Origin of the sequence: Plasticicumulans sp., from assembly GCF_035331805.1 — a bacterium.
In the GTDB taxonomy this organism is placed as follows: Bacteria; Pseudomonadota; Gammaproteobacteria; order Competibacterales; family Competibacteraceae; genus Plasticicumulans.
The window spans coordinates 1-11924 of record NZ_DAOLKE010000086.1; the positions used below are offsets into that span (position 1 = coordinate 1).

The following is an 11924-nucleotide window of genomic DNA, read 5'->3' on the forward strand; positions in this document are numbered from 1 at the left end:
GGTTCGTTGAAATACTTCAGCCAGTTGAGGTAGCTGGCCTGACTGAGGGAGACCCAGACTCCCCAGTTGAAAGCTTCATCCTGGCCGTGAACCGGGATTTCAATACAGCCTCGTACAAAAAAGAAGTTGCCGTCGATTACGCAATCATCACTGCCTAAAGCACAACGTGCTTCCCGCTCTTCGACAGGAATCTGGTAGTAGTTCAGTGGGGCGGCGGCACCAAAACTCGGCATGCCTTCGTGAACTTGTCCGCAAATGCTGCATTGAAAACTGAAAGACATCGTCGATGGCCTGGTTTGTATTGAGCGCTGCATTGACTGATCATTCAGGCATGGGACTGCATGACCGTTACGAGGACGGATCAACGATCTGCGGAATAAACTTCCGGGTCGTGCAGCTCCATGAATATCTCCGGCCGTTTCAGGGCGGTGAAGCCGAATTTCTCATACAGCCCATGCGCATCCGCGGTCGCCAGAATCCAGCGCCGCAGGCCCTGCAGCTGCGGGTGAGCCGTAACGCACTCCAGCAACCATCCGGCCAGTCCCCGTCCCCGATACTCGGGCAGCACGAAGACATCGCCAAGATAGGCGATCGTTGCCGAATCACTGATCACACGGGCAAAGCCGATCTGCCGGCCCTTGTGCAGCAGGGCGAAGCACAGTGCGCCCTGAAGTGATCTTGCCACGGTTTCCCTGGGGATGTTTCTGGCCCAATAGGATTGGCTGAGGAAGCCGTGGATGACATCGAGATCCTGATCTTCAGGATTCGTGCTGACGATGTAATCTGTTTTGGACCATTGCATTGCGGATGATCTGCTGGTGTCGAGGCAGGTCGATGATAACGTGAATCCGGATGAGCATCCGGACCCGTCCTGGCTGTCGTTCAGGATCCCGGTTGCATCAAAACCCTGCATAAACAAGGTCTTGATTCTCATCAAGGCATCCCCGGAGCCCATCCTCCAGTATCCCGAGCATCGCCATCGGATATCGGAACAGGAGAGGGCCGGATGATGACTGCCGCCATACCCGCCATCGACGATCGTCCGCCGCTGCCCGGCGATCTGGCGATGTGGTTCTTCATCCTCGCCGAGCTGACGGTGTTCGCGGCGCTGTTCCTGGCCTTCGCGTATGCGCGGCTCTGGCACACGGCCGAGTTCGCGGCCGGGCAGACACTGATCGATCGCGGCGCCGGAGCGATCAATACCGTGCTGCTGATCACGTCGAGTGCCTTTGTCGTGCAGGCGGTTGCGTGCATCCGTGCGGATGACCGTCCGGGTTGCGGGCGCTGGCTGCTGGCGGCGATCGCGACCGGGCTCGGCTTCGTCGTATTCAAGTCCGCAGGCTTCGCGCAGGCCTTCGCGGCCGGGGTTTCGCTCGATGGCGGCGTGTTTCCGATGTTCTACCTGCTGCTGACCGGCTTTCACTTCCTGCACGTGCTGCTCGGGCTGGTGATCCTCGCCGCGGTGTGGGTGAAGAACCGCGCCGGGGCGTATTCGGCGGCCGGACACACCGGGGTCGAGACCGGGGCGTCGTACTGGCACATGGTCGATCTGGTCTGGATCGTCCTGTTCCCGCTGGTCTACGTGCTGCGCTGAGGCGGGGAGGGTATCGGGATGCTGCGTATCTGGATCGTGCTGATGCTGCTGACCGCTGCCGCGTGGGCGGTCGGGATCAAGGGCTGGAGTGGCGATGCGGTGGCGGCCGCCGTGCTGGCGACGACCTTCATCAAGGGGCAGCTGCTCGTCGATCACTACCTGGGACTCGCCTGCGTGCGCGGACCGTGGCGCTGGCTGCTGTCGGCGTGGCTCGTCGTCGTGCTCGGCGCGGTCGGCATGGCGTTTCATCTGGCGCGGGGGGCAGGGGCATGAGCGACGAGGGTCGTCAGCGGCTGCGGCTTTGGCTGCGCTGTGGTTTCTTCGCGCTGTTCGTGCTGGCGCCGGTGTTCGATCTGTTCCGGCTCGATCTGACGCGCGGACACTTCGTGCTGTTCGGGCTGGACTGGACGCTCGGCATCGACGACTTCACGGCCGGACGCATCGATGCGACGGAACTGTCGCTGCGCGTCGTGCTGCGCGCCTTCGTGCCGGGGCTTGCGTTCGTGCTCGGCGGTCTCTGGCTGGCGTGGAAGTACGGACGGCTGTACTGCGGCTGGCTGTGCCCGCACGGCTCGGTGGTCGAGACGGTCAACGCGCTGATGCGTCGCGCCGGCGGCACGCCGAGTCTCTGGGAAAGACGCCCGGCAACGCCGCGACAGGCCGATGGTTCGGTGTTCGAGCCGAAGGCGCTCTGGTGGCTGCCGACCGCGCTCGTCGTGACCGGCTTCGCCGGCCTCTGGGCCGTGACGCTGCTGACCTATCTGCTGCCGCCGGCCGAGGTCTGGGGCAATCTGTGGCACCTCGAACCGACGCGCAATCAGGCACTGTTCATCGGCGTGGCGACCGGGCTGTTCACGCTCGAATTCACGCTGGCGCGGCATCTGTTCTGTCGCTTCGCCTGCGCGGCCGGACTGTTCCAGAGTCATGCGTGGGTGGCGAATCGCAGGGCGCTGGTGATCACCTATCAGCGCGATCGCGCCGCCGATTGCGCCGGCTGCGAGGCGGTCTGCGAGATTGCCTGTCCGATGCGCCTGAAGCCGCGCACGATCAAGCGCAGGAAGTTTGCCTGCACGCAGTGCACGGCCTGCATCAGTGCCTGCACGACGGTGCAGCAGCACAACCCCGCCGGCAGCCTGCTCGCGTGGCAAAGCGGCGAGGCGGCGCTTGCCGAATCCGGGCAGCGGGCCTTGCGGCGCATTGAAGTGACCGGCAGCCGCAAGGTGGGCGCGGCAACGGACGTGCGATCCGAAGCGGCCTGAAGCGGAAAAGGCCGGACAGCCGGCGTGCAGCCGGTCCGTGCCGGTGCCGGGGCTTTCTGCTGCGCAGCGAAGCTTTGGCGGGGCCGGGCGAAAGGCTTGATCCGCAAGGGATCGATGCGGAAGCGCGCATCCGGCGCCTTGGTCCGCAGGCGGCTTGCAGATCGGCCCGGCAGTTCCTACGCTGCCGGCCCCCCGTGCTGCTGCGAGTCGCAGGCCAGGACCATGAGCGAAGATGCCTCCTTCCTGCGCCGCTGGGCGCAGCGCAAGGCCGATGCGCAACGCCCCGCCGAAGCGGCCGGCCCGGACATCGATCCCGTGTCCGAAGCGTCGCCGGCCGGGTCATCGCCGCCGCCTGCGGACGCAAGTCCGACGGCTGCCGATGCTTCCGTGCCGCTGCCGCCGATCGAATCGCTCGGACCGGATTCCGACTACCGGCCCTTCCTCGCGCAGGGCGTCGACAAGGCGCTGCGCACGCAAGCCCTGCGCAAGCTGTTTCATCAGCCCGTATACAACGTCATCGATCCGCTCAACGACTACATCGATGACTTCACCGACTTCGCGCCGCTCGGTGACGTGATGACCGCCGACCTGCGCCACCGGCTCGAACAGGAGGCCGAGGCTGTCGCGCAGCGGCTGCAGGTCGAAGAACGGCCCCCGGCCGGCGCGGCCCCGTCCGCGGTCCCTGCCGATGCCGCGCCGGCAGCGGTCGTGCCGGCCGTGACCGATGCTCCGCCCGCCGGAGAGAAGCTGATTTCCTCAAGTCCTGAGGCCGATGTGCCGCCGGAGAGCCCTTCCCGTGCCTGATCCCGATCCTTCCTCCGCGATCACGAGCGCGGATGCGCGCGCGCAGGCGCTGGCCGCGGCGGCCGCCGTGGCGGTGACGCCGACCTCGACCGTCGATTTCGTCTCGCAGGGCCGGGTGCTGATCCTCGGGCCGGGTACGGCGGCGCTGACGGCGGCCGGGCGGCTCTGCACGACGCTGCAGGTCGTCGTGCTCGCGTCCGGGCCGGCCGCCGTGCCGGTGCCGGCCGGTGTGACGCTGCTGTATCGCGAGCAGCGCCGGCTGACGCTCGATGGCCAGCTCGGCGGCTTCTTCGCGACGCTCGATGCGGACGGGCGTTCGTTCGATCTCGGCGAACGCATCGATGCGCAGCGGCCGGTGTTCGATCTCGTGCTCGATCTCGGCGACGAGCCGGCGTTCAGGCGCGAATGGGGACCGCTCGGCTATTACCGGCCGCTGGATGCCGAAGCCCTCGAAGCCGCGCTCGCCGAGCTGCCGGAGCTGTGCGGCGAGTTCGAGAAGCCGAAATTCTTCGCCTACGACGCCTCGATCTGCGCGCACGGCCAGGCCGGACTCGATGGCTGCCGGCGCTGCATCGAAGCCTGCCCGGCCGAGGCGATCGAATCGCTGCTCGATCGCGTGCGCGTCAATCCGAACCTCTGTCAGGGCGGTGGCGCCTGCGCGAGCGCCTGCCCGAGCGGTGCGATCGTCTACCGCTATCCGCCGGCGGCCGACACGCTGCTGCGCCTGCGCAAGCTGCTGACGACGTACCGCCGCGCCGCCGGCGGCGAGCGGCCGGTGCTGGTGTTCATGGACGAGCACGCCGGCATCGATCCGCTGGCCTGGCCGGGGCGCGTGCTGCCGGTGCTGCTCGCCGAGACCGCCTCGGCCGGCATGGACCTCTGGCTCGGGGCGCTGGCGTACGGCGCGGCAGCGGTGCGCGTGCTGCGCGCACCGGATCTGGCGCCGAAGCTCGAACGCGCGCTCGATGAGCAGCTCGGGTTTGCGCGCGCGATCCTCGCCGGACTCGGCTGGCCGGCCGAGGCACTCGGCTGGCTGGCCGTGGACGGCGATCCGCTGACAGGTGCCGAAATGCCGGCCATGCCGGCGGCGGGCTATGCCGGCAGCGAGGCCAAGCGCGAACGGCTGTGGGCGGCGATCGATCATCTGCATGCGCACGCGCCGCAGCCGGCCGAGGTGCTGGCCCTGCCGCAGGGCGCACCGTTCGGGCAGATCCTCGTCAATCCCGAAACCTGCACGCTGTGCATGGCCTGTGTGTCGGTGTGCGCGCCGAAGGCGCTCGCCGATGGCGGGGAGGAACCGAAGCTGCGCTTCGTCGAGGCGGCCTGCGTGCAGTGCGGGCTGTGCGAGACCGCCTGTCCGGAGCATGCGATCGAGCGCGAGACCCGGCTGCTGCTGCCGTTTGAACAGCGCCGCCGTCAGCGCACGCTGCATGAGGATCAGCCGCACCACTGCCCGCAATGCGGCAAGGCCTTCGCGACGCAATCGATGATCCGCACGATCACCGGGCGGCTCGCCCATCACCCGATGTTCGCCGGCGACGGCCTGCGCCGGCTGCTGCTCTGCGAGGACTGCCGCGTGCGCGACCTGTACCGCAGCGAGGGACTGGGGCAGCGGCCGGGACCCTGAGGGCAGGCACCGCAGGCGCAGCCTGCCGGCCGGGCGTTTGCGTGCAGCCGCGAGCCTTCAGCCTTGCGGCGCCGGTTCCGGCCCGTAGGGCTCCTCGCGATCGTGCAGGTGCATGCGGTATTCGACGAAACCGGCGCGCTGATCCTCATGAAAATGCAGGAAGGGATTGCCCTGCATCTGTTCGAGCATCGTCGAGACCGGCGTGATGCCGTAATCATGGCCGGGGCGGATCAGCGTGCCGCCGGGCAGTTCGCGGCAGAGCCGGCAGAGCGAATCGTGCATGAGGTTCGGGTCGCCGCCGCGCAGGTCGCAGCGTCCGCAGCCGTACACGAACAGCGTGTCGCCGGTGACGACCTCGTCATGGACGCGGTAGCAGACCGAACCGGGCGTGTGGCCGGGGGTGTGCAGCACCTCGATCGGGGTGGAGCCGAGCAGCAGCGTGTCGCCGCCGCGGTGCAGGGCCGGACGCACGAGCTCCGCACCCCAGAACGCCGCCTCGTCGCGATGCAGATGCACCCGGGCGTCGGTGGCTTCGAGCAGGGCTCCGACGCCGTTGATGTGATCCTGGTGGCTGTGCGTCAGCAGCGCGTCGGTGATGTGCAGGCCGAGTCCGGCCGCGCGCGCCAGCACGGCCGGCACGTCCCAGGCCGGATCGACGACGGCGGCGCGGGCGCTGGCGCGATCGGCGATCAGGTAGACGAAGTTGTCCATCGGCCCGAGCTTCAGGGCTTCGATCGTGTACGGGCGGGAGTCGGTCACGGGGCTTCTCCGGTGGGCGAGGACGGCATGGCTGCGCCGGCAGGGCGGATGCACGACGGAAAAGTGCATCGGCTGCGGGGGTTCACCGGCGCTTGCGCATGCCGCTGCAAGCATGGCTCAGCCTGCCGGCGATGCCGGCGGGCCGGATCAGCAGGCGATCCGGCCGCGGCGGGCGGTCATGCACCCGGCAGCACAGCCGGAGTCCGGAAGACGGGCATAAAAAAACGCGGTCGGGCGGGGGGCGAACGACCGCGTAAACAGAGGAGGAGGAGAAGCGACATCCACGAAGATGTCGCGTTGCAGCATAGCCGAGTATTTTGCTTGGGTAAGTTGATCATGCTGCATGGCAGCAATACGCTCGGGTATGCACGGATACGGCGGTTTGCGCATGGCATTGCCGGCGGCGATCTGCAGGGTCCGAGGAGGCCGGTCCGCCCACCGGGTCAGGCGGCCTCGGCGTTCTCGGCCATGTACACCAGCTCCCAGATGTGGCCGTCCGGGTCCTCGAAGGCGTGCGCGTACATGAAACCGTGGTCCTGGGCGTCGCGCGGCACGCTGCCGCCGGCGGCGCGGGCGCGGGCAACCAGATCGTCGACCTCGGCGCGGCTGTCGCAGCCCAGGCAGACCAGCACCTCGGTGGCGCTGCGGGCATCGCAGACCGGCTTGTGCGTGAAGGTCGAGAAGAAGTTCTCGGCGAGCAGCATCACGTAGCGGCCATCGCCGACGATCAGGCAGGCGGCCTCGTCGTTGGAGAATTTTTCGTTGAATTCGAAGCCGAGCGATTCGAAGAAGCTGCGGGTGCGCGCGAGATCGCGCACCGGCAGGTTGACGAAGATCTGGCGCGTCATGCCTGTTTCCTCCTGCACTGTGGGGGTGTCCGACAGCGTAGACGGAGGAAGCCGGGGCGCGTTCCGGCCCCGGGTGACGGTGCGGACAGGTGCCGACGCGCCAAAAAAGACGGCCGTACCAGATCGGTACGGCCGAGCCCGTGCGGGGCCATCAGGATGGGAGTCGGTATCGGGCCCGCAGGGGGCCGGTGTGGGAGTCCCGGGCCGATGCTCAGGCGTAGGCGGGTGCGAAGTCCGGCGTGGCCTTCGGACCGTCCTTGCCCCAGTACGGCGAGAGCTGGCGCAGCCGGGCGATGATCTCGGGCATCACCGCCAGCACGCGGTCGACATCGGCGTCGGTGGTGTCGCGCGACAGCGAGAAGCGCGTCGAACCGTGCGCGGCCGTGTACGGGATGTTCATCGCCCGCATCACGTGCGAGGGCTCCAGCGAACCCGAGGTGCAGGCCGAGCCGCTCGATGCAGCGATGCCGGCACGCGACAGCAGCAGCAGGATCGCCTCACCCTCGATGTACTCGAAGGCGATGTTGACCGTGTTCGGCAGCCGGTGCTCGATGTCGCCGGTCACGAAGCAGTGCGAGATCGACTGCAGGATGCCGGTCTGCAGCCGGTCACGCAGCGTGCGCACGACGGTGTTCTCGTGCTCCATCGCCGCCTGTGCGAGCTCTGCCGCCTTGCCGAGGCCGACGATGCCGGTGACGTTCTCGGTGCCGGCCCGGCGGCCGCGCTCCTGATGCCCGCCGCGCAGCAGCGGCCGGAAGCGCGTGCCGCGCTTGAGGTACAGCGCGCCGACGCCCTTCGGCGCGTGCAGCTTGTGACCGGACAGCGACAGCATGTCGATCGCCGAATCGGCGAGGTTCATCGGCAGCTTGCCGACCGCCTGCACGGCGTCGGTGTGGAACAGCGCACCGACTTCCTTGGCCATGACCGCGAGTTCCTCGACCGGGAACAGCGTGCCGGTCTCGTTGTTCGCGCTCATGAACGACACGATCGCGACCTTGTCCGACAGCGCCGCCTGGTACGCCCCGATCTCCAGCCGGCCCTTCGCGTCGACCGGGATGCGATGCACGGTCACGCCCTCGTTCTTTTCGAGGTGCTCGCAGACGGCGAGGATGGCCGGATGCTCGACGACCGAGGTGATGATCTCGCGCCGGCCGGGGTTGGCGGCGAGCGCCGAGTACAGCGCGGTGTTGTTGGCCTCGGTGCCGCAGGACGTGAAGATGATCTCCGAGTCGTGCTTCGCACCGAGCAGCGACTGCACCTGACGGCGCGCGAGCTGCACGGCCTCGGCGACGCCGGCGGCGTAGTGGTGCATCGACGACGGATTGCCGAACAGCTCGGTGAAGAACGGCAGCATCTCGGCCAGCACGGCCGGATCGACGCGGGTCGTGGCGTTGTTGTCGAGGTAGACCGGGGCGTTCATGGCTTCAGACCTCCGCGGTCGGCTTGCTCGGCACCACGCGCATCGGCTTGCCGAAGGCAAGCATCAGGCGCTCCTGGATGCCGGCGATGGTCAGGCCCGAGGAACTGCAGCCCATGCAGGCGCCGGTCAGGTGCAGATAGACGGTGTCGCCGTCGACATCGATCAGTTCGGCGTTGCCGCCGTCCATCTTCAGCGACGGGCGGATGTCCTCCAGCACCTTCTCGATGAGCTGGATCTTCCTGACCATCGTCATCGCCGGCTTGGCCGGGGCCGGGGCCGGTTCGGGCTTCAGCGGCGCGATCTGCACCAGCGTGCGCGGCTTCGGCTGCTGCACGATCGCCGGCTTCGCGGTCGCGGCCAGCTCGCCGTTGACGGCGATCAGGATGTCCTCGATCTTCTCGTGGCAGGAGCAGCAGCCGCCGCCGGCCTTGGTGTAGTTCGCGACCTGCTCGACGGTGACGAGACCGTTGTCGCGCACCGTGCGCTCGATCAGCGCCGCATCGACGCCGAAGCACTTGCAGACCAGCTCGCCTTCCTCGTGGTCATCCTTCCACTCCTCGCCGCGGTAATTCGCGATCGCGGCGTGCAGGGCCTCGGCGCCCATGACCGAGCAGTGCATCTTCTCGGGTGGCAGGCCGTCGAGGTAGGCGGCGATGTCCTGGTTCGTGACCTTCAGCGCCTGATCGAGCGTCATGCCCTTGATCATCTCGGTCAGCGCCGAGCTGGAGGCGATCGCCGAACCGCAGCCGAAAGTCTGGAAGCGCGCATCGAGGATGACGTCGGTCTCGGGATCGACCTTCAGCATCAGGCGCAGCGCATCGCCGCAGGAGATCGAACCGACGTCGCCGACGGCATTGGCTTCTTCGAGCACGCCGGCGTTGACCGGGTTGAAGAAGTAATCCTTGACCTTGTCCGAGTAGTCCCACATGGCCGTCACGCCCTCTTGCTGGAGCAGGTGCCGCCGGGCGCGTTGGCGTCCGTCGAGAAGGAAGAGCCGCAGCCGCAGGTCTTCACGGCATTGGGGTTGTCGAAGCGGAAGCCGACGCCGGTGATGTCCTCGACGAAATCGACCGTCACGCCATCGAGCAGCGGCAGGCTGACCGGATCGACGAACACCTTCACGTCATCGCCATAGGCGAGCACCGCATCATCGGCGGCCGGCTCGACTTCGAGGCCGAGCGCGTATTCGTAGCCGGCGCAGCCGCCGGTCTTCACGAGCACCCGCAGGCCGGCCACCGTTTCCGTCTGGGCGGTCAGCACGCCACGCACGGCGTCCACCGCTTTGTCCGTCAGCATCACCATTGTTCGGTACCTCGCAGTACTCGGGTTCGGGCAGGGTTGCGGGGCTTCGAGCAACCGCCGTGCCATGATCTGCGTCAGCTTCCAAGGGATTGATGCGGCAGAAGAAGCGGCGAAATACCCACAGAACGTCCGGTCTGGTGCAATTGTCGGATTCCCTACATGCGACATGCGCCATGCAGGTGCAGTGTCGGGTGTCGGCTACCCGACGATTACGGTCGAACTACTTACAAATCAGACAGGTGTGGTGTCTGGCTCCGGTATTGCATTGATCCTGTGCATGGTTTTCACAGGATTCCCCCCGGAGGCCGATGACATGGGAACCCAAGCACACGCCGGCAGCCGTCACCATCTGGAACTGGTGACGATCTACGAGATCAGCAAGATCCTTTCCCGCTCGCTGGATCTGCGCCGCTCGCTGCACGACGTGCTGAACCTGCTGGCAACACACCTGCACGTGCGCCGCGCGATGGTCTGCCTCAGTGCCGGCGACGGTCATGACCTGCAGGTCGTCGCCGAAACCGGCCTGTCGCCGGACGAGGCGAAGCGCGCGCAGTTCCGCACCGGCGAAGGCATCATCGGCCGCATCTTCAAGAGCGGCATGCCGATCGTCGTTCCCGACATCAACAATGAACCGCTGTACCTGCACCGCACCGCCGAACGGCCGCAGCCCGGCGAGATCGTCGCCTTTCTCGGCGTGCCGCTGCGCGAAGGCACCAACGTCGTCGGCGTGCTGAGCGTCGACCGGCGCACCGAAGGCGAACCGGCCAGCCGCTTCGACACCGACCTGCGCTTCCTGATGATGATCGGCAACCTGATCGGCCAGACCATCCGGCTGCACCGCATGGTCGAGCACGCCCAGGAGAACCTGCGTGTCGAGAACCGGCGCCTCGCCACCGAGCTGAAGGGCAAGTACACGATCGAGAACGTCATCGGCCGCAGCAAGCGCATGCAGCAGGTGTTCGCCGAGGTCCACCAGGCCGCACCCGGGCGCTCGACCGTGCTGCTGCGCGGCGAAAGCGGCACCGGCAAGGAAGTCATCGCCCGCGCCATCCACACGCTCAGCAACCGCCACGACGGGCCGTTCGTGAAGGTCAACTGCGCGGCCCTGCCCGAATCGCTGCTCGAATCCGAACTGTTCGGCCACGAGAAGGGCGCCTTCACCGGCGCCACGCAGGAGCGCAAGGGCCGCTTCGAGATGGCCCACGGCGGCACGCTGTTCCTCGACGAGATCGGCGACATCTCGCCGGGGTTTCAGGCCAAGCTGCTGCGCGTGCTGCAGGAGCGTGAATTCGAGCGCGTCGGCGGCAACCGCACGATCCGCGTCGACGTGCGCCTGATCACCGCCACCAACCGCAACCTCGAAGAAGCCGTCACCAAGGGCGAATTCCGCGCCGACCTCTATTTCCGCATCAACGTCCTCAGCATCTTCCTGCCGGCGCTGCGCGAACGGCGCGAGGACATCCCGCTGCTGGTCGAGCATTTCGTCGAGCGCGTCGGCGAGGAACTCGGCCGGGACCTGCGCGTCAGCCCCGAGGCCATGCACGTGATGGCCAACTGCCACTGGCCGGGCAATGTCCGCGAGCTGGAAAACTGCGTCGAGCGCATGGCGACGATGGCGCGCGGCAACGTCATCCGCGACAGCGACCTCGCCTGCCAGAAGAACCTGTGTTTCTCCAGCGTATTCTGGAAACCGAACGATCACCGCGTGATCCCGATCGTCAACGGCAACGCCGCCGCCAGCGCCGTCTCTTCGGCCACCGGCGCCACCCCCGGCGGCATCGCCCCGCCGACTCCGGTCCTGCCGGTCAACGGCAGCAGCAGCTACAGCAGCAGCGCTCCGGTTGCATCGGCTCCGGTTGTTTCCCCGGTGCCGCCGGTGACGGTCGACGAAGCGGATTTCGGTGAACCGGAACTGCGCACCTCGCGCGAACGGCTGGTATCGGCAATGGAACAGTGCGGCTGGGTCCAGGCCAAGGCCGCCCGCCTGCTCGGGCTGACACCGCGCCAGATCGGTTATGCGCTGAAGAAGTACAACGTCGAGGTCAAGCGGCTGTAGACCGGCCACTTTCCACGATTCACCTGCAGCAAGGCCCCGGCGCTTACCGGGGCTTTTTCATTTCGCCTCAGGCGCATCCATGCCGGATTGCTCGCGGGTCTCCGGTCCGCGCACCGCCAGGAGCGGTTGTTCCTGCGTGCGAAGACGCCGTGATCCGCAAACGGAAGCCGCAGCGCCGGACCGTGTGATCCCGACAGACACCGGGAGCGAGCGGATGCCTCGCCAGTGCGCACCCGATTTCAGCGTCTATGAATG

Annotated in this window: 13 protein-coding genes; 6 read left to right on the plus strand and 7 right to left on the minus strand. The window is 67.2% G+C overall.

Going from position 1 to position 11924, the window contains the following annotated elements; translation table 11 throughout:
* Together PKE44_RS08265 and PKE44_RS08270 are read right to left on the minus strand one after the other, a co-directional pair.
* Nucleotides 1–281 (minus strand): DUF2199 domain-containing protein (locus PKE44_RS08265; RefSeq protein WP_324549960.1); only part of this gene is annotated, 281 nt, incomplete at its 3' end.
* Between the two features lie 80 nt (nucleotides 282–361).
* A complete protein-coding gene (locus PKE44_RS08270) occupies nucleotides 362–934 on the minus strand; it encodes a GNAT family N-acetyltransferase (RefSeq protein WP_324549962.1) in 573 nt (190 codons plus the stop codon).
* Nucleotides 935–1009: 75 nt separating this feature from the next.
* On the opposite strand from PKE44_RS08270, the gene PKE44_RS08275 reads away from it, so the two are divergent.
* The 5 genes from PKE44_RS08275 (at nucleotide 1010) to PKE44_RS08295 (ending at nucleotide 5284) form a co-directional block, all read left to right on the plus strand.
* Entirely contained in the window at nucleotides 1010–1594 is a 585-nt protein-coding gene (locus PKE44_RS08275) for a cytochrome c oxidase subunit 3 (protein WP_324549965.1), read from the plus strand.
* A gap of 18 nt (nucleotides 1595–1612) precedes the next feature.
* Nucleotides 1613–1867, plus strand: coding sequence for a cytochrome C oxidase subunit IV family protein (locus PKE44_RS08280; RefSeq protein ID WP_324549967.1), 255 nt, complete (start codon nucleotides 1613–1615; stop codon nucleotides 1865–1867).
* The gene (locus PKE44_RS08285; RefSeq protein ID WP_324549969.1) at nucleotides 1864–2853 is read left to right on the plus strand and encodes a 4Fe-4S binding protein; all 990 of its coding nucleotides are present in this window, start codon (nucleotides 1864–1866) and stop codon (nucleotides 2851–2853) included. The genes PKE44_RS08280 and PKE44_RS08285 overlap by 4 nt, the downstream gene beginning before the upstream one ends.
* Before the next feature lie 222 nt (nucleotides 2854–3075).
* Nucleotides 3076–3657, plus strand: a complete 582-nt coding sequence (locus PKE44_RS08290) for a DUF3306 domain-containing protein (RefSeq protein WP_324549971.1) — start codon at nucleotides 3076–3078, stop codon at nucleotides 3655–3657.
* The gene (locus tag PKE44_RS08295) at nucleotides 3650–5284 is read left to right on the plus strand and encodes a 4Fe-4S binding protein (protein ID WP_324549973.1); all 1635 of its coding nucleotides are present in this window, start codon (nucleotides 3650–3652) and stop codon (nucleotides 5282–5284) included. The genes PKE44_RS08290 and PKE44_RS08295 overlap by 8 nt, the downstream gene beginning before the upstream one ends.
* Before the next feature lie 57 nt (nucleotides 5285–5341).
* On the opposite strand, the gene PKE44_RS08300 is transcribed toward PKE44_RS08295, so the two are convergent.
* The 5 genes from PKE44_RS08300 to PKE44_RS08320 form a co-directional block, all read right to left on the minus strand.
* Nucleotides 5342–6043 (minus strand): MBL fold metallo-hydrolase, encoded by a 702-nt coding sequence (locus tag PKE44_RS08300; protein ID WP_324549975.1) that lies wholly within the window; start codon nucleotides 6041–6043, stop codon nucleotides 5342–5344.
* A gap of 443 nt (nucleotides 6044–6486) precedes the next feature.
* Nucleotides 6487–6891 carry a VOC family protein gene (locus PKE44_RS08305; RefSeq protein ID WP_324549977.1) on the minus strand — a complete coding sequence of 135 codons (405 nt, stop codon included), beginning with the start codon at nucleotides 6889–6891 and terminating at the stop codon, nucleotides 6487–6489.
* A gap of 211 nt (nucleotides 6892–7102) precedes the next feature.
* Complete coding sequence (gene nifS, locus PKE44_RS08310; protein ID WP_324549979.1) at nucleotides 7103–8311, minus strand: cysteine desulfurase NifS; 1209 nt, start codon at nucleotides 8309–8311, stop codon at nucleotides 7103–7105.
* 4 nt (nucleotides 8312–8315) lie between these two features.
* Nucleotides 8316–9239: a Fe-S cluster assembly protein NifU gene (nifU, locus tag PKE44_RS08315; protein ID WP_324549985.1), complete on the minus strand. Its 924-nt coding sequence runs from the start codon at nucleotides 9237–9239 to the stop codon at nucleotides 8316–8318.
* Nucleotides 9240–9244: 5 nt separating this feature from the next.
* Entirely contained in the window at nucleotides 9245–9613 is a 369-nt protein-coding gene (locus tag PKE44_RS08320; protein WP_324549981.1) for an iron-sulfur cluster assembly accessory protein, read from the minus strand.
* 313 nt (nucleotides 9614–9926) lie between these two features.
* On the opposite strand from PKE44_RS08320, the gene nifA reads away from it, so the two are divergent.
* Complete coding sequence (gene nifA / locus PKE44_RS08325) at nucleotides 9927–11669, plus strand: nif-specific transcriptional activator NifA (RefSeq protein ID WP_324549983.1); 1743 nt, start codon at nucleotides 9927–9929, stop codon at nucleotides 11667–11669.
* Nucleotides 11670–11924 lie beyond the last annotated feature (255 nt).

What these genes read in the sequence shown, in the direction of transcription:
- PKE44_RS08270 (WP_324549962.1), bottom strand. Translation starts at nt 934, where the DNA reads ATGAGAATCAAGACCTTGTTTATGCAGGGTTTTGATGCAACCGGGATC.
- PKE44_RS08275 (WP_324549965.1), top strand. Translation starts at nt 1,010, where the DNA reads ATGACTGCCGCCATACCCGCCATCGACGATCGTCCGCCGCTGCCCGGC.
- PKE44_RS08280 (WP_324549967.1), top strand. Translation starts at nt 1,613, where the DNA reads ATGCTGCGTATCTGGATCGTGCTGATGCTGCTGACCGCTGCCGCGTGG.
- PKE44_RS08285 (WP_324549969.1), top strand. Translation starts at nt 1,864, where the DNA reads ATGAGCGACGAGGGTCGTCAGCGGCTGCGGCTTTGGCTGCGCTGTGGT.
- PKE44_RS08290 (WP_324549971.1), top strand. Translation starts at nt 3,076, where the DNA reads ATGAGCGAAGATGCCTCCTTCCTGCGCCGCTGGGCGCAGCGCAAGGCC.
- PKE44_RS08305 (WP_324549977.1), bottom strand. Translation starts at nt 6,891, where the DNA reads ATGACGCGCCAGATCTTCGTCAACCTGCCGGTGCGCGATCTCGCGCGC.
- nifS (WP_324549979.1), bottom strand. Translation starts at nt 8,311, where the DNA reads ATGAACGCCCCGGTCTACCTCGACAACAACGCCACGACCCGCGTCGAT.
- nifU (WP_324549985.1), bottom strand. Translation starts at nt 9,239, where the DNA reads ATGTGGGACTACTCGGACAAGGTCAAGGATTACTTCTTCAACCCGGTC.
- PKE44_RS08320 (WP_324549981.1), bottom strand. Translation starts at nt 9,613, where the DNA reads ATGGTGATGCTGACGGACAAAGCGGTGGACGCCGTGCGTGGCGTGCTG.
- nifA (WP_324549983.1), top strand. Translation starts at nt 9,927, where the DNA reads ATGGGAACCCAAGCACACGCCGGCAGCCGTCACCATCTGGAACTGGTG.